This window comes from Euryhalocaulis sp. (assembly GCF_013911995.1).
GTDB classification, from domain to species: domain Bacteria; phylum Pseudomonadota; class Alphaproteobacteria; order Caulobacterales; family Maricaulaceae; genus Euryhalocaulis; species Euryhalocaulis caribicus.
Window position 1 is genome coordinate 26,584 of record NZ_JACESD010000001.1, and the last position, 16,032, is coordinate 42,615.

At 63.7% G+C, this 16,032-nt stretch carries 15 protein-coding genes; 6 read left to right on the forward strand and 9 right to left on the reverse strand.

Annotated features, from left to right (window positions below; all coding sequences use genetic code 11):
• Nucleotides 1-11 precede the first annotated feature (11 nt).
• On the reverse strand, nucleotides 12-461 hold the full coding sequence (locus H2040_RS00130; protein ID WP_022698990.1) for a DNA polymerase III subunit chi: 450 nt from the start codon (nucleotides 459-461) through the stop codon (nucleotides 12-14).
• A 9-nt stretch (nucleotides 462-470) separates the two neighbouring features.
• Complete coding sequence (locus H2040_RS00135; RefSeq protein ID WP_287153220.1) at nucleotides 471-1,949, reverse strand: leucyl aminopeptidase; 1,479 nt, start codon at nucleotides 1,947-1,949, stop codon at nucleotides 471-473.
• A 139-nt stretch (nucleotides 1,950-2,088) separates the two neighbouring features.
• Here H2040_RS00135 and H2040_RS00140 point away from each other — a divergent pair, with 139 nt between their 5' ends.
• The 6 genes from H2040_RS00140 to rsmA all read left to right on the forward strand — a co-directional run bounded on the left by H2040_RS00140 (nucleotide 2,089) and on the right by rsmA (nucleotide 9,845).
• Nucleotides 2,089-3,210 (forward strand): LptF/LptG family permease, encoded by a 1,122-nt coding sequence (locus H2040_RS00140; protein WP_287153222.1) that lies wholly within the window; start codon nucleotides 2,089-2,091, stop codon nucleotides 3,208-3,210.
• Entirely contained in the window at nucleotides 3,207-4,319 is a 1,113-nt protein-coding gene (locus H2040_RS00145; RefSeq protein WP_022698993.1) for an LptF/LptG family permease, read from the forward strand. Before H2040_RS00140 ends, H2040_RS00145 begins: the two co-directional genes overlap by 4 nt.
• Nucleotides 4,320-4,410: 91 nt before the next feature.
• Nucleotides 4,411-6,639 carry an LPS-assembly protein LptD gene (locus H2040_RS00150; RefSeq protein WP_287153226.1) on the forward strand — a complete coding sequence of 743 codons (2,229 nt, stop codon included), beginning with the start codon at nucleotides 4,411-4,413 and terminating at the stop codon, nucleotides 6,637-6,639.
• Nucleotides 6,640-6,745: 106 nt separating this feature from the next.
• Nucleotides 6,746-7,990, forward strand: coding sequence for a peptidylprolyl isomerase (locus tag H2040_RS00155; RefSeq protein ID WP_287153228.1), 1,245 nt, complete (start codon nucleotides 6,746-6,748; stop codon nucleotides 7,988-7,990).
• Nucleotides 7,991-8,019: 29 nt separating this feature from the next.
• Complete coding sequence (gene pdxA / locus H2040_RS00160) at nucleotides 8,020-9,006, forward strand: 4-hydroxythreonine-4-phosphate dehydrogenase PdxA (protein ID WP_502709318.1); 987 nt, start codon at nucleotides 8,020-8,022, stop codon at nucleotides 9,004-9,006.
• Complete coding sequence (rsmA, locus tag H2040_RS00165; RefSeq protein ID WP_287153232.1) at nucleotides 9,003-9,845, forward strand: 16S rRNA (adenine(1518)-N(6)/adenine(1519)-N(6))-dimethyltransferase RsmA; 843 nt, start codon at nucleotides 9,003-9,005, stop codon at nucleotides 9,843-9,845. Before pdxA ends, rsmA begins: the two co-directional genes overlap by 4 nt.
• Here the strand turns inward: rsmA and gmk are convergent.
• The 7 genes from gmk to fabD all read right to left on the reverse strand — a co-directional run bounded on the left by gmk (nucleotide 9,832) and on the right by fabD (nucleotide 15,788).
• Nucleotides 9,832-10,476: a guanylate kinase gene (gene gmk / locus H2040_RS00170; protein ID WP_287153234.1), complete on the reverse strand. Its 645-nt coding sequence runs from the start codon at nucleotides 10,474-10,476 to the stop codon at nucleotides 9,832-9,834. The genes rsmA and gmk overlap by 14 nt on opposite strands.
• Nucleotides 10,466-11,347, reverse strand: a complete 882-nt coding sequence (locus H2040_RS00175; RefSeq protein ID WP_287153236.1) for a YicC/YloC family endoribonuclease — start codon at nucleotides 11,345-11,347, stop codon at nucleotides 10,466-10,468. The genes gmk and H2040_RS00175 overlap by 11 nt, the downstream gene beginning before the upstream one ends.
• Entirely contained in the window at nucleotides 11,344-12,375 is a 1,032-nt protein-coding gene (mltG, locus tag H2040_RS00180) for an endolytic transglycosylase MltG (RefSeq protein WP_287153238.1), read from the reverse strand. Before mltG ends, H2040_RS00175 begins: the two co-directional genes overlap by 4 nt.
• Complete coding sequence (gene fabF, locus H2040_RS00185) at nucleotides 12,372-13,661, reverse strand: beta-ketoacyl-ACP synthase II (protein WP_022699001.1); 1,290 nt, start codon at nucleotides 13,659-13,661, stop codon at nucleotides 12,372-12,374. Before fabF ends, mltG begins: the two co-directional genes overlap by 4 nt.
• A gap of 21 nt (nucleotides 13,662-13,682) precedes the next feature.
• Nucleotides 13,683-13,916 (reverse strand): acyl carrier protein, encoded by a 234-nt coding sequence (locus tag H2040_RS00190; RefSeq protein ID WP_022699002.1) that lies wholly within the window; start codon nucleotides 13,914-13,916, stop codon nucleotides 13,683-13,685.
• Nucleotides 13,917-14,084: 168 nt separating this feature from the next.
• Nucleotides 14,085-14,822 (reverse strand): 3-oxoacyl-[acyl-carrier-protein] reductase, encoded by a 738-nt coding sequence (gene fabG / locus H2040_RS00195; RefSeq protein ID WP_287153242.1) that lies wholly within the window; start codon nucleotides 14,820-14,822, stop codon nucleotides 14,085-14,087.
• 27 nt (nucleotides 14,823-14,849) lie between these two features.
• Nucleotides 14,850-15,788: an ACP S-malonyltransferase gene (fabD, locus tag H2040_RS00200; protein WP_022699004.1), complete on the reverse strand. Its 939-nt coding sequence runs from the start codon at nucleotides 15,786-15,788 to the stop codon at nucleotides 14,850-14,852.
• Between the last annotated feature and the right edge of the window lie 244 nt (nucleotides 15,789-16,032).

Below are 16,032 nucleotides of genomic sequence, written 5' to 3' on the forward strand. Positions count from 1 at the left end.
CGCGCCCGCAATTATCCCGCCTTTGTCCATCGTCCGTCCTCCGATTGCCGCCAGTAGCTGACGGCCGCATCTTTTGACCGGGCCTCTTTCCATCGCTCGCGTGCGGCGGCGACCGAGTCCTGATCGTTTCCGTCGAACACAAGCGCCACGCGCTCGAATTGTTCCACATCGAACGCGGCGGAGGGGTCTGTAAGGAAAAGAATCTGGGCCGAATTGGCGTTGTCGGCGTCCAGCGTCAGCAGGATCGGCTGACGCTCGGCATCCTCGGAATCAAACCGGCCATGCGGCAGGAACGATTCATCACGATAGGTCCAGAGCAGGCCGTCGAGGGAATCCAGACGCTCCTGAGAGCCGACGCGCACCAGGGCGCGCCAGCCCTTCTGGAGTGTCTTCTCAAGCAGCGAGGGGAGCGTCTCGTTCAGCGAGGCGCGCTCAAGATGGTAGAACCAGACCTCCCCCATCGCTTGAGCCTATTTCTCCCGCGACGCGGCGAAGCGGTCCAGGATACGCACGCCCCAACCGGTGCCCCAGACGGGCTCCCGCGGGTCGTCGCGCTTGTCTTTCATCGCCACGCCCGCGATGTCGATATGCGCCCAGTCGCGGTCCTTGTCGATGAAACGGCCAAGGAACTGCGCCGCGGTGATCGAACCGGCCGCCCGCCCGCCGATATTCTTCATGTCGGCATAGTCGGAATCCAGCAGACGGTCATAGCCATCGGCCAGCGGCAGGCGCCAGACCTGCTCCGATCCGTTCTTGCCGGCTTCTTCCAGACCGCTCCACAGCGTGTCGGAATTGGTGAAGACGCCCGCATATTCCTGACCCAGCGAAATCACCATCGCGCCGGTCAACGTCGCCATGTCGATCACGCAGGCCGGATCGAAATGCGTCTGGCCGTACCAGAGCGCGTCGCTGAGGACGAGACGGCCTTCGGCGTCGGTATTCTGAACCTCGATCGTCTGACCGCTGGCCGATTTCACGATGTCGCTCGGGCGCGTGGCGTCGCCGTCCGGCATGTTCTCGACCAGACCGACAATGCCGATCACGTTGACCTTGGCCTTGCGCCCCGCGATGGCGCGCATCGCGCCCGTGACGCCCGCGGCGCCGCCCATGTCGGCCTTCATGTCCCACATGCGGTCACCGGGCTTCAGCGAGATGCCCCCCGCATCGAAACAGACGCCTTTGCCGACCAGAAGGATCGGCTTCTCATCGTTGTCGTCGCCCATCCATTTCATAATGGCCAGCTTGGATTCCTTGCGGCTGCCCTGTCCGACGCACAGCAGGGCGTTCATGCCCAGCTCCGCCATCTTCTTCTCGTCCAGGACTTCAACTTCGACGCCCTGCGCCTCCAGCGCCTGACAGCGTTCGGCAAAGGCGGCGGGGAACAGCACGTTGGGCGGTTCGCCAACCAGGTCGCGGGCCAGCGACACGCCTTCGGCGATATGCTGGTAACGGCTCCAGGCGTCCTCGCCCGCCACTGCGTCATCGACAGCAATCTGGAAGGATTCCAGGGACGGTTTTTTGTCGGCGTCCAGATTGGTGCGGTAATGATCGAACCGGTAGGCGGCCATGTGCGCGGCCACCCCGGCGGCGGCGGCGTCGTCTGCGCTGACCTTCACGCCGTCCAGACGCAGCGTCAGGGATTTCTCGCCGGAGGCCAGAACGCGCTTCACCGCGCTGGCGGCGATCCGTTCCAGCGCGTCACGGTCCAGCTTGTCCGCCTTGCCGGCGCCGACCACCAGGATCCGGTCCGCTTCGACCCCGCCCGGGGCCAGGATTTCGGCGATCTGGCCAACCTTGCCGCGGAAGCGCGAAGCGCCGGTCGCGCGCATCGCCGCGCCGCCGGTCGAATCATTCACGGCGCTTGCAGCAGAGCTCAGGCCGTCGTCTTCAAATGAAAGAACCGCCAGCGAACCTTTGGCGTCAGAGGGATCAACGAAACTTATTTTCATGGCGTCCTCACAATATCGCTTTATTTCGGCGCAGTATGAATTTTCAGCGCCGCATCATTCATATGGGCGTTATGCGCTGTGGTATCCGATCCGGGGCTAGGTTAGAACCCCGCCAACCCGCCTCTGTCAGCCCCGCCCGATGAAGCACCTGCAAGCCTATTTCTTCCGCCAGATCCTTTGGCCTTTCATCGTGGCGCTTGCCGCGCTGACCGGCCTTGCGATTCTGACCCAGAGTCTGGCGAGCATATCCCTGCTCGTGGAGGAGCAGCGGGGCCTTTATATCTTCGTCTATGTGACGGTGCTGGCGATGCCCCAGCTGCTTTCGCTGGTCATTCCCATCGCCCTGTTCATCTCGGTCACATACGCCCTGCACAGACTGCACACGGAGAGCGAGCTGGTGGTCGCCTCCGCTTCCGGCATGTCGCGCTGGGGCGTGGTTACGCCAGCGCTCAGACTGGCCCTGCTGGCCGCGGCGGCGCATCTGGCGATCATGCTGTGGGCGCAGCCCTTCTCCTACCGGGAGATGCGGCGCACCCTGTACGACGCACAAGCGGATCTCGCCGCCACGCTGGTCAAGCCGGGCGAATTCGTGAAGCCCAGCGACGACCTCACCCTTTATCTGCAGGACGTGCAGCCGGGAGGTCAGCTGACCGGCCTGATGATCGAGGACGCGCGCGACCCGTCCAAGCCGGTGGTCTACATGGCCAAGACCGGGCGGCTGGTGCAGAGCGCGGTATCGCCGCAGATCATTCTGCAACAGGGCAGCATCCAGCAGATCGAGGATGACGGCCGCCTCTCCTACCTCGATTTCGACACCTACCCGTTCGACCTCACCCGCTTTGTCGAGCCGCAGGGGGAGCTGGTCTACAAACTCTCCGACCGCTACCTGCACGAGCTTCTGTTCCCGGACCCCACCGATCACTGGGAAGCGGCCAACCGTGACGAGATGCTGGCCGAGGGCCATTCGAGGATCGCCACGCCCATCCACGATATTGCCGTAGTCCTGATCGCCATTCTGGCGCTGATAGGCGGTGATTTCAGCCGGGTCGGCTATGCCCGGCGAATATGGATCGCCACGGGCGCTGCGCTGGCGGTCCGATTGCTGGGCTTTGCAGCGCAGTCAGCCGCCAATGACGACCCGCTGCTGAATATCCTGCAATACGCCGTGCCGCTGGCCGGCGGCGGCGTCGCCATCATCATGCTGCTCAATCCCAAAAGACGGGCGCCGCACCGCAACCTGTTTAAGAGGGCGACCGCGTGATCCTGCTCTTCTCCAAGCTGGGGCGTTACCTCTACTCGCAGACGCTGCAAGGGCTCAGCCTCGTACTGGGCATCGTCCTGACGCTGATTCTGCTGGTCGATTTTGTGGAGCAGACCCGCACCGTCGGCGCGCGGGCGGAGAACGCGAACCCGTTCGCGCTGGGTCAGCTGACCCTGCTCAAGACCCCGATGCTGGTCGAGACCACCCTGCCCTTCATCATCCTGTTCGGCACCATGTACGCCCTGTTCCGGCTGAACCGACGGTCGGAGCTGATCGTGATGCGCGCCGCGGGCCTGTCCGCCTGGCGCTTCCTGACGCCGCCGCTGGCGCTCGCCATCATCATCGGCCTGCTCGCCCCGGTCGCGCTGAACCCGATCGCGGCCGAGATGAACGCAGAGTTCGAGCAGCGCCGCGCCGAAATGGTGCGCGGCGAAACCCAGACCCAGGTGGTCAGCCAGGGGCGGCTCTGGCTGCTGGGCGGATCGCCCGGACAGAAAACCATTATCCGCGCGACCGCGGTCGATCAGGGCAATGACGAACTGATCAACGCCACTTTCTTCTTTTACGAGCCCGACATCGACGGCCAGATGAGCTTTGTGGAGCGCATAGACGCCGAACGCGCCGCCCTCCGCGCCGGGTTCTGGCAACTGGAAAACGCGGTCGAATCATCACCGGGCGCGCAGCCGCGCGCTCTGGAGGCGGTGTCTTTTCCCTCCAATATTGATTCTGAAACCGTCTTCGACCGGGAGGAACAGGCCAAGTCCCTGTCCTTCTGGCGCCTGAGAGACGCCATGCGCACGGCCGAATCCTCCGGCGCGTCCAGCCGCAATTACGAAATCCGCTTTTTCAGCCTTGCGGCGATGCCCTTGATGCTGGCCGCCATGGCGATGATTGGAGCGGCGGTTTCCCTGCGCCTGGCCCGTCTTGGCGGGGCGCTTCCCCTTGCCGTGCTGGGCGGGGCGGGCGGTTTCCTGCTGTTTTTCACCGACGATCTTCTGGCCGCTATCGCCGAAAGCGGCAGCCTGCCTCCCGCCCTTGCGGCCTCCGCGGCGCCGCTGGCGGCGCTGTTCCTGGCCACCGCCTTTATCGCTCAGATGGAAGACGGATAAGTGTCTGGCCCGTGGACGCGCGCGCCGAGGTCGGCTAACGATCAGGTCTGGCTTAAATACCGTGCGTCGCGGGGAGGATGATCGCCAAATCATGCGGCTGAAATCTACGCTGAAATACGCCGTCGCCGCGACCGCGCTCGCGATTGGCGCTTTCCAGGCCGCGCCGGCCCTCGCACAAGCTGACAGTTCGTTCTTCGCGGAAGGCGGCGTCTATCTGGAAGCCGACTCCGTTACCTATGAGCGGGAGAACGGCCGCTATATCGCGGAGGGCAATGTCGAGGCGCGCTACGAGGAACGCGTGGTCCGCGCCGGACGCGTCGAATACCTGCCCTCGACCGGACAGGTTTTCGCCAGCGGCGGCGTCACGATTATCGAGGCAAACGGAACCGTCGAATACGCCCAAGACGTCGAGCTGACAGACGATCTCAGCACCGGCCTGGCTGAAAGTTTCTCCATCCGCCTGCCCAATGACGGCAAGGCCATGGCGTCCTACGCCTCGCGCAAGGGCGAGAAGAACCAGCTGACAAACGCGGTCTATACCGCCTGCCCGATCCCCGAAGACATCTCCGCCAAGCCGACCTGGCGCCTGCGCGCCCGCAAGGTCGTGCAGGATAACGAAGAGGAGATGATCTATTACCGCGATGCGGTGTTCGAGGTGAAAGGCGTCCCGGTCTTCTACGCGCCCTTCTTCGCCCACCCCGACCCGGCGGTGGAGCGCAAGTCCGGCCTGCTGATGCCGACCTTCGGCCTGTCGTCCAAGACCGGCGCCTGGTACCAGCAGCCGGTCTACTGGGCCGTGACGCCCAGCCAGGACCTCACCATTACGCCGCGCGTGATGACCAATGTGAACCCGCTAATCGGCTTTGAATACACCAAGCGTTTCTTCTCCGGCGTCGTGGAACTGGAGGGCAGCGGCACTTACGAGCAGCTTTTCGGCTCCGAAGGCGACAAGTTCGGCGACGAAAAACTGCGTGGCCATATTTTCGGCAGCGGCCTGTTCAGCATCAATGAGGACTGGTCCTGGGGCTTTGGCGTCGAGCGCGTTTCCGATGACCTCTATCTCGACCGTTACGACCTCAATGAAAGCGACACGCGCCGCGGCATCTACGCCGCAGAGCGTAAGCGCCTGATCAGCCAGCTCTTCGTGGCCGGCCAGGACGAAAATTCCTACAACACCGCCGCCGTCGTGGATTTCCAGGGCCTGCGCGCGAACGAGGATGACGACACGCTTCCGCAGGTTCTGCCGATTGTGGAATCCCGCCATTTCTTCGATCTGGATTCTTTCGGCCGGGTCGAGACCGTTTTTGACGGCGTCGCCCTCACCCGCTCGGACGGGGTGGATTACCGCCGGGCGACCGGAGAGCTGGACTGGAAGGCGCGCTGGGTCAGCAGCGGCGGCTTCGTGGCCGAACCGTTCGCATTCGGTCGTGTCGATTTTTACGATATCTCCGATGCAATCGACCCGATCACGCGCGACGAAACCGATGACGATTTCAGCCGCCTGCTCGGCCTTGCCGGGGTCGACCTGACCTATCCGTTCTACCGCCCCGGCGAGTCGGTGGACTGGATGATCGAGCCGCGCTTGCAGCTGATCGCCGCGGCCGGCGACAATGACGATTTCCTCAGCCTGGCGAGCGGCATAACCGCCGGCACCGCAAATCTGGTCAATCAGGACAGCCTGACGCTGGATCTGGGCGAGTCGAACCTGTTCCAGCTGAACAAGTTCACCGGCTTCGACCGCTGGGAAGAAGGTCTGCGGGCCAATTACGGCGCCCGGGTCAGCGCGCTGTGGGGCCGCGACGCCAAGGCGACGCTCTTCCTGGGGCAAAGCCTGCGCGACAACACCGATTTCCTGCCCGAGGAATCGGGTCTGGCCAGCAAGCGTTCCGATTATGTGGTGGAAGCCAGCTATGAGCCGGATCGCCGCTGGAAGCTCGGCACCCAGGTTCGTCTGGACGAAGATGATTTCGAAACCCAGCGTCTGGCGGTCAACGCCCAGTATCGCGGCGAATTTATCCGCGCCTCCGCTGAATACATCAACTTCTCCAATGACTTCTCCCGCCGCGGCCCGCAGGAAGAAATGGACGCCTCGCTGGAATGGTGGGTGCGGGAGAACTGGTCCATCGGCTATGGCGCGAAGATCGACATGGATGAGGGCGAATTCCGCCGGCAATATCTCTCCCTGGGATACGAGGATTGCTGCACGGCCGTCCGGCTGGTCTATCAGGACAACAATGTCTCCGACCGCGCGCTGGGCCCCTCTGAATCGATTGTCCTGCGGTTTTCGCTTAAGAGCCTTGGCGCGTTCGGCACAAGATAAAGCCGCCCCGCAGGGCGCCCGCAAACATTGCGTGAAGCTATGCTTTGGCTATGTTTTCGCGCCGATCACGGTATTTGAATTTCTCTGAACGAAGCGTGTTCCGACCATGAAGCCTATCTGCCTGATTATTGCTTTGGTTCTGTCGCTCGGCGGCGTCGCCGGCGCACACGCTCAAACCGGCGAGGCCGTTGCCGCGGTCGTCAATGACGAGCCGATCTCCACTTTTGACGTGCGCCAGCGCATGTTGCTGATGATCGCCACGACCGGCGCCCAGCCGGACGAGGAAACCCTCACCCGGATGGAGGATCAGGCCCTCCGGTCTCTGGTCGATGAGAAGCTCCAGCTTCAGGAGGCCCGCCGTTACGAGGTGGAGGTCACCGAAGAGGAAGTGGACGGCGCCCTTGGCCGTCTCGCACAGCAGAACAATGTCACGGTTGACGACATCCTGGCCGATCTGCGCGCCTCGGGAATCTATCCCAATACGCTGCGCGACCAGATCAAGTCGGAACTGGCGTGGCAGTATCTGGTGGACGGGCGTTATGGCGGCCGGGTTCGGGTTTCCGACGACCAGATCGCGGAAACCCGCGAACGCATCATCAATTCACTGTCCAAGCCGCGCTACCTGATCGCCGAAATTTTCCTGCCGATTCAGAATGTCGGTGAAGAACAGGAAGTCCGCCAGCTGGCCAATTCCCTGATCCAGCAAATGGTCGATGGCGCGGAATTCCCCGTTCTGGCGCGTGAATATTCTGCCTCGGCCACGGCTGAGTCTGGCGGCGATGCGGGCTGGGTTCTCTCCGGCGAATTGCGCCCGGAAGTGGAATCGGTGCTGCGCGAGATGCCGGCCGGACGGGTCAGCCCGCCGATCCGGGTGCCGGGCGGCGTCTATCTGATCGCCCTGCGCGCCAAGAATGAAGGCGGCGTGGTCAATCAGCTGCGCCTGCAGTCGATCACCCTGCCGGTGCCGGAAGACGCCACGGCGGAAGAACGTCAGCAAGCCCGCCAGGCGCTGGCGGAAGTCGCCGACGGCATTGACAGCTGCGACGCCGTGGAAGACGCCGCCGGACAGCTGGACGGCGCGTTCCCGACCAATCTGGGCTCCCTGTCCGACAACGCCCTGCAGCCGGAAATCAAACAGGCGGTCAGCGGCCTGCAGCCGGTCTCCGCGACCGCTCCGCTGGACACCGCCCTGGGCCTCCAGAGCTTTGTTCTGTGCGACCGTCAGCAATCGGCTGACGGCGTGCCCAGCGACGAGGAAATCGCCAGCCAGCTTCGCGGTCAGCGCCAGTCGCTTCTGGCGCGCGGCTATCTGCGTGATGTTCGCCGCGAATCCACTGTCGACGTCCGGTGACCGCCTCTGGCAATCTGATTGCCCTGACCATGGGCGACCCGGCCGGCATCGGCCCCGAAATCACATTGTCCGCCTGGCGCGCCTTGCGCGAAACCGGCCCCGCCTTTGTCCTGATCGGCGACCCCGAAACGGCGCGCGCGGCGGCAAGGTCCGCCGGCATGGACGCGCCGCGCCTGATTGAAACCGTCACCGAAGCGGCTGATGTCTTTTCGGACGCCCTCCCCGTTCTGTCCTGCCCGGCCGCGCGGCCTGTCACGCCCGGCAAACCGGACCCCGATAATGCGCCGGCGGTTCTGGACTCCATCCGCCGCGCCGTGCGCCTGACTCTGGATGGGGAAACCGTGGCGGTCGCCACAAACCCCATCGCCAAGTCCGTTCTTTACGCCCACGGTTTCGCGTTTCCCGGCCACACGGAATATCTCGCCCACCTGACCGAAGGCGCCGCCTGGGATGGTCCACGCGGCCCGGTGATGATGCTGTCCGGCGGCGGCCTGCGCACCGCGCTGGTAACCATCCATGTCGGACTGGCCGAAGCCGCGCGCACCATCACCCAAAGCCGTATCAAGGCCGTGGCCCGCGTGGTCCATGACGCCTTGAAGCGGGATTTCGGCATTGCGGCGCCGCGCATCGCCCTGGCCGGCCTCAACCCCCATGCCGGCGAAGGCGGGCGGATCGGCGTCGAGGAAAAATCCATCATCAACCCCGCCGCCGCCGCCCTGCGAAGCGAAGGGATCGATATTTCCGACGCCCGTCCCGCGGACACGATGTTCCATGAGGAAGCGCGCGCGGGCTATGACGCGGCCATCTGCATGTATCACGATCAAGGCCTGATCCCGGTGAAAACGCTGGATTTCCACGGCGGGGTGAACCTGACCCTCGGCCTGCCCATCGCCCGCACCTCCCCCGACCACGGCACGGCTTTCGATATTGCCGGACAGGGAAAGGCGCGCGCGGACAGCCTGATTGCGGCGCTCAGACTGGCGGGCGAGACGGGCGCGCGGCGGCGCGCGGCATGAGTCTGGATACGCTGCCCGGCGTCCGCGACATGGCCGACGCGCACGGCCTGCTGGCCCGAAAATCACTGGGCCAGCACTTCCTCTACGATCTGAACGTCACCCGCAAGATTACCCGTCTCGCCGGGCCGCTTGATGGCGCGCGCGTCATGGAGGTCGGCCCCGGCCCCGGCGGCCTGACCCGCGCCCTGCTGGAAAGCGGCGCGGAAAAGGTCTTTGCCGTAGAAACGGATGAGCGTTTCCTGCCGCTTCTGGAAGACATAAACCGTGCGTCCGGCGGGCGGCTGGACGTCATTCACGCGGACGCTTTGACAGTGAATCCGCGCGATTATCTGGGAGACGGGCCATCCGCAATCGTCGCGAACCTGCCCTATAATGTCGGAACTCCGCTGCTGACCGGGTGGCTGACGGCCGATCCGCCGCCCGCGCCATCCATGTCCCTGATGTTCCAGAAGGAGGTCGCGGACCGGATTGCGGCCTCCCCGGGCGGAAAAGACTTCGGGAGGCTGGCTGTTCTGGCGCAGTCGCGATGCCAGGTTCGGTTGGAAATGACCATTCCGGCGCGCGCCTTTACGCCCCCGCCCAAGATCGATTCTGCGGTCGTCCGGCTCGATTTCCTGCCGGAATCGGAGCGTTTTTCGGACATTTCCGCACTGGAAACGGTCACGAAAGCGGCGTTTACACAGCGCAGAAAGATGCTCCGCAAGTCGCTATCAACGCTGGGCGACGCCCATAAACTGCTTGAAATAGCTGAGATTTCCCCTGAGACGCGCCCGGAAACGGTGTCTGTGCAGGCGTTTCAGCGGCTCGCGAAAGTCTGGCGCGAATCTATTTCTGGCTGAGAAGCTGGCCGACAAACTCCGTCAGCCAGGTCTGCCGGAAGCGTTTCAGGCGTTCGGCGCGCAGGAGCGTGTCCATCTTGGCGGCTGTTGCGTCAAAATCATCGTTCAGCAGGACGTAATCATATTCTGCCCAGTGCGTAATTTCGTCCGCCGCGCCTTCCAGACGCCCCTGAATCACCGCGTCCGTGTCCTGCGCGCGCTTGCGCAGACGCGATTCCAGCTCCGTCATGGACGGCGGAAGGATGAAAATGGAGACGACATCCTTGTCGCGATGCTGGTGAAGTTGCTGTGCGCCCTGCCAGTCTATGTCCAGCAGCACGTCGCAACCACGCTCCAGGATCTCGATAACCGCCTGTTTCGGCGTGCCGTAATAATTGCCGTGGACCTTAGCCCACTCATAAAACCAGCCCGCATCCTTGCGCTTTTCAAACTCGGATTCGGACAGGAAATGATAGTGAACCCCGTCCTTTTCACCCTCGCGAGGGGGCCGTGTCGTGGCCGAAACGGACAGGGTCAGCTCCGGATGACGGCTCATCAGCTCCGATGACAGGGATGATTTCCCGGCCCCGCTGGGGCTGGAAACAACCAGAAGCAGGCCGCGGCGGGTCCGGATCTCGTCCTTATTCGACATTGGCCGTTTGCTCTTTCATCTGATCCACCACCGCTTTCAGGTCCAGGCCGATGCGCGTCAGCTCCATATCGGCGGATTTGGAGCACAGCGTATTGGCTTCACGCATCAATTCCTGGATCTGGAAGTCCAGCTTGCGGCCGCAGGGGGAGCCCTTTTCGATCAACGCCCGGGCCGCTTCAACATGGGCGGTGAGGCGATCCAGCTCTTCCCGGACATCCGCTTTCAGGGCCAGCATGGCTGATTCCGTTGCCAGACGCTCCTCCGGCAGGTCGCCTTCCAGCAGGTCGGCCAGCGCGGTTTTGATACGGTCCCGGATCGCAGCGGGTTGCGCCCCGGCGCTGCGGGCGGCCTTTTCCGCCAGCGTTTCGACCGAGGAAAGGTGTTCAAGCAGAACGGTTTTCAGCGCCGCGCCTTCGCCTGAGCGCCCTTCCGCCAGCTCCGACAACGCGGTTTTCAGACCGTCAAGCAACGTGGAATCGAGCGCCTTCAGGGCCTCTTCGTCATCGCTTTCCTCAGCGGAGAGCAACATTCCCGGCAGGCCCAGCAAGCCATCCAGCCGCGGTTTGGCGACCTTGCCGCTCTCGATCAGCGGGCCGGCAGCGTCCAGAAGGGCTTTTAGCGCGTCTTCATTGACCGCGGGCTGCGCCTGGGCTGCGTCCTGACGAAGCTGAAGATTGGCCTGGATAGAGCCGCGCGCGAAGCGTTTGCGGATCATTTCCCGCGCCGCAGGCTCCAGTCTTTCATGGCCGCCGGGCAGGCGCAGGCGCGCATCCAGCCCCTTGCCGTTGACGCTGCGGACCTCCCAGCGCCAGACCAGCGCGCCGGCCACGCCATCGGCGCGGCCAAAACCGGTCATTCCGTTCAGGCTCACCGGCGACGCTCCCGTTCAATCTGGCGCCACCGCGCGACATTGCGTTGATGATCGCGATAGCTGGACGCGAAAACATGCCCGCCCGTGCCGTCTGCCACAAAAAACAGATCATCGGTTTCCGGCGGATTGAGAACAGCCCGGATCGCATCCGCGCCGGGATTGGCGATCGGCGTCTTGGGAAGGCCGGTAATCTGGTAGGTATTCCAGTCTGTTACGGCATCAATCTCCGAACGCCGAATGCCCCGCCCGAGGGGGCGTCCCTGCGTTACGCCGTAAATGATGGTGGGATCGCTTTCCAGCTTCATGCCGCGCTTGAGGCGGTTCACGAAAACGCCCGCCACGTGCGGCCGTTCAGCCGCGATTCCGGTCTCTTTCTCGACAACCGAGGCCAGAATGATGGCCTCTTCCTGTGTCTCGAAGGGCAAGTCCGGGTCACGGGCGGCCCATAAATCGGCCAGAAGCCGGTCCTGGGCGGCCCGCATCTTGTCCAGCAATTCCGCCCGGTCCGTCCCGCGCTGGACCATATAGGTCTCGGGCAGGATCGAGCCCTCTGCCGGCGGCTCCACCGGATCGCCGCTCAGCACGTCGGCTTCATTGATGATGTCGGCGACCATGACGCTGGGCCAGCCTTCCGGGATGGTCACCGGATGCTGCAACACCCGCCCCTCGCGAATCTGGCGGTAGAGATCGTTTATGCTGGCGCCGGACGGGAAGGCGTATTCGCCGGCTTTCAGGGCGTTTTCACCGCCATCGATTCGCACCGCCCATTCGAAGAAGCGCGCATCGGTGACCGCGCCCTCAGCTTCCAGCGTATCGGCGATGCGGCCAAGGTGGGAGCCGCGCTCCAGCACCACGATCCGGGGCTGGTTATCGGGCGTTTGCGGCCCGTTTTCGGCAATCTTGTTGTTGAACCAGGCGTAGCCAGCAAGGCCCGCGCCCGCGATGGCGACAGCCAGCACGATGGCCGTGACCAGGAAGGTCAGGAAAATCCGGAAACCGCCCCGGCCGCGCTTGGGCTTTTCGCTCACGACGGAGCGACTAGCACCACCGAGGCGTTGGTGCCGCCGAACCCGAAGGAGTTCGAAAGCGCCGCCTTGACGGGCTTCTCAACCTTTTTATTCGGGGCCAGATTGATCCGCGACTCAACGGACGGATTGTCCAGATTGATGGTCGGCGGACAGACGCCGTCACGGATCGCCAGCGCGCAGAACGCGCCTTCCACAGCCCCCGCAGCGCCCAGCAAGTGGCCGATGGAGGACTTTGTGGAGGACATCACCAGATCGGCGCTGGCGGCTTCGCCGAACAGGCGCTCGACGGCCCGCAATTCGATCTCGTCGCCCAGCGGCGTCGAGGTGCCGTGCGCATTGATGTAATCGATGTCGCCCGGAGCCAGCCCGGCGTCCTCCAGGGCCGCCTTCATGGAGCGGTAGCCGCCATCGCCATCCTCGGCCGGGGCCGTGATGTGATGGGCGTCGCCCGAAAGGCCGTAACCCACCACTTCGGCGTAGATCTTCGCGCCGCGCGCCTTGGCGTGCTCCATTTCCTCAAGCACGAGGATGCCGGCGCCCTCGCCCATCACGAAACCGTCGCGGTCCTTGTCATAGGGACGCGAGGCCTCCGTCGGGCGGTCGTTGAAATGCGTGGACAGCGCGCGGCAGCCCACGAACGAGGCGATGCCCAGACGGCAAATCGCCGCCTCCGCGCCGCCCGTAATCATCACGTCCGCATCGCCCCGCTGAATGAAGCGGCTGGCGTCGCCAATAGCGTGCGCGCCCGTGGAGCAGGCCGTCACCACGGCGTGGTTCGGACCCTTGAAACCGTAACGGATGGAAACCTGACCGGAGGCCAGATTGATCAGGAGCGAGGGAATCACGAACGGGCCGATCCGGCGCGGTCCGCTTTTCTCCAGCTCCAGCGCCGCGTCATTGATGGTCTGGAGACCTCCAATGCCGGAGCCGATCAGAACACCGGTGCGCAAACGCGATTCTTCATCCTCTGGCGTCCAGTTCGCGTCCTTGACCGCCTGATCGGCGGCCGCGATGGCGTAGAGGATAAATTCATCGACCCGGCGTTGCTCTTTCGAGGAAAGAGTCTGTTCCGGGTCGAAAACGCCGGCCATGTCAGCCGCGCCGCCGCCGCGCCCGTCAACGCGCGGCACCTGGGCCGCGATCTGACAGGCGAGGTCGGACGCTTCGAAATTTTCGATTTTGTTGGCCCCGGACCGCCCCTCAAGAAGGCGCGACCAAGTCTCTTCGACGCCCGTTGCGAGCGGCGTGACAAGGCCCAGTCCGGTAACCGCAACGCGGCGTTTCATGATCGAGGCTAACGCGTCTGCTTATTTCTTTTCTTCGATGTATTTAACGGCGTCGCCGACCGTCTGGATGTGCTCGGCTGCGTCGTCCGGGATCTCGATGTCGAATTCTTCCTCGAACGCCATGACCAGTTCGACATTGTCGAGCGAGTCCGCGCCGAGGTCGTCGATGAAGCTGGCTTCCGGCTTCACCTTGTCTTCTTCAACGTCGAGATGCTCGACAACAATCTTCTTAACGCGCTCCTGAACGTCAGACATATCAAACCTCTGCTGTGTTTATTGAAGACGCCGGTCTAGGCCGGCCTTTTCCCTGAGGCGACCGCGCGGACTGCAATCCTGTGACCGCGTGATCTGTGTTTCGATTTGTGGCTTACCATGCCTTTTCCAGCTTGACCAGCAAGCCCGAATGGCGCCTCGCAAGGCGCTTTATATCATCGCCATGCCGCCATTCACATGCAGTGTCTGGCCCGTGACATAGCCCGCCTCCTCGCTGGCCAGATAAACGGCGGCGGAGGCGATCTCGTCTCCCGTGCCCAAACGGCCCGAGGGGATTTTCTGCAGGATGGCGTCGCGCTGCGCCTCGTTCAGCTCATCGGTCATGGGCGATGCAATAAAGCCCGGCGCGATGCAGTTCACCGTCACGCCGCGGCTGGCGACTTCCTGCGCCAGCGATTTCGAGAAACCGATCATGCCGGCCTTGGAGGCCGCATAATTGGCCTGCCCCGGATTGCCCGTGACGCCGACAATAGAGGTGATTCCGATGATCCGGCCCCAGCGCCCCTTCATCATGCCGCGCATGGCGGCCTTGGAGAGGCGGTAATAGGCCTCGAGATTCACCTTGATGACGGTCTCCCAGTCATCGTCCTTCATCCGCATCAACAGCTGGTCGCGGGTGACGCCGGCATTGGAAATCAGAATATCCAGCCCGCCCATCATTTCGGACGCCTGCCCCGGCAAAGCATCCACGGAGGCGGGATCGGAGAGATTGCACGGCGCGACATGGGTGCGCTCGCCCAGATCCTTCGCTACGTCCTGCAGCTTTTCCTCTCGCGTGCCGGACAGCGCGACCTCGGCGCCGGCGGCGTGAAGCGCCCTGGCGATAGAGCCGCCAAGGCCGCCGGTCGCGCCGGTGACCAGCGCGCGTTTTCCAGTCAGGTCAAACATGTTGTTGCTCCGATTTTTTTTCGGGTTCTAGAGCGATTCAGCGAAAGCCTCGAGTTCCTCGGGCTTGTTGATCGTGGTCAGGGTGGCCGACGGCGCGATGCGCTTCACCATGCCGGTCAGCACCTTGCCAGCCCCGACTTCGATGAACTGGTCCACGCCCGATTCCGACATCCACTCCACGCTTTCGCGCCAGCGGACCCGGCCGGTGACCTGTTCGACCAGCAGCTTGGCGATCCGCTCCGGATCGTCTTCCGAGTGCGCGCTGACATTGGACACAATCGGCGCTTTCAGCATGCGGAAGCGCACGCTGTTCAGGGCCGCCTGCATTTCCTCCGCCGCGGGGCGCATCAGGGCGCAGTGGAAGGGCGCGGAAACCGGCAGCAGCATCGCCTTCTTCACGCCAAGGCTCTTGGCCGCGTCCAGCGCGCGCTCGACCGCCGGTTTGGAGCCGGAAATCACGATCTGGCCCGGCGCATTGTCATTGGCGATTTCGCAAACGCCCATATTGGAGCCGGCGGCGCAGGCCCGGTTGGCCTGATCGTAATCGGCGCCCAGCAGGGCCGCCATGGCGCCCTCGCCCACCGGGGCGGCGCGTTGCATGGCCTCCCCCCGGCGCTTGAGCAACTGGGCGGTTTCGCCGATCGACAGGGCGTCGGCCGCGGCCAGCGCAGAGTATTCGCCCAGAGAATGGCCGGCCAGATAGTCAAACCGCTGGGCGCGGACATGGAATTCCTTGTGCAAGGCGTTGATGGCCGCAAGACTGACCGCCATCAGGGCGGGCTGGGCGTTTTCGGTGAGGCGCAGCTCGTCCTCGGGGCCTTCGCTGATCAGCTTGAAAAGCTTCTGGTCCAGGGCGTCGTCGACCTCGTCAAAGACCTCCCGGGCGGACTTGAAGCTGTTGGCCAGATCCACGCCCATGCCGACGTGTTGACTGCCCTGCCCCGGAAAAATCAAAGCCATGCCCATAATCGCCGTCTCGCCTCGCTGTTTCGTATTGTTGGAAAAGGGTTCTAGCACGCGCCGGGCGGGCGGCTAAAGCACAGTTCATACGCCTTGAAATAGATTCGGCGACATGTATAACCCCGCGCTTCACAAAGGAAACCGTGGTCTGCCTCCATTGGTCAAAGTCCGTCGCGTGGTGCGGCGGCGGGATGCGCAGAGCCAACGCGGGATTTCAGGCTTTCCCTGGCCTGCCTGCGCCACGGTTCAA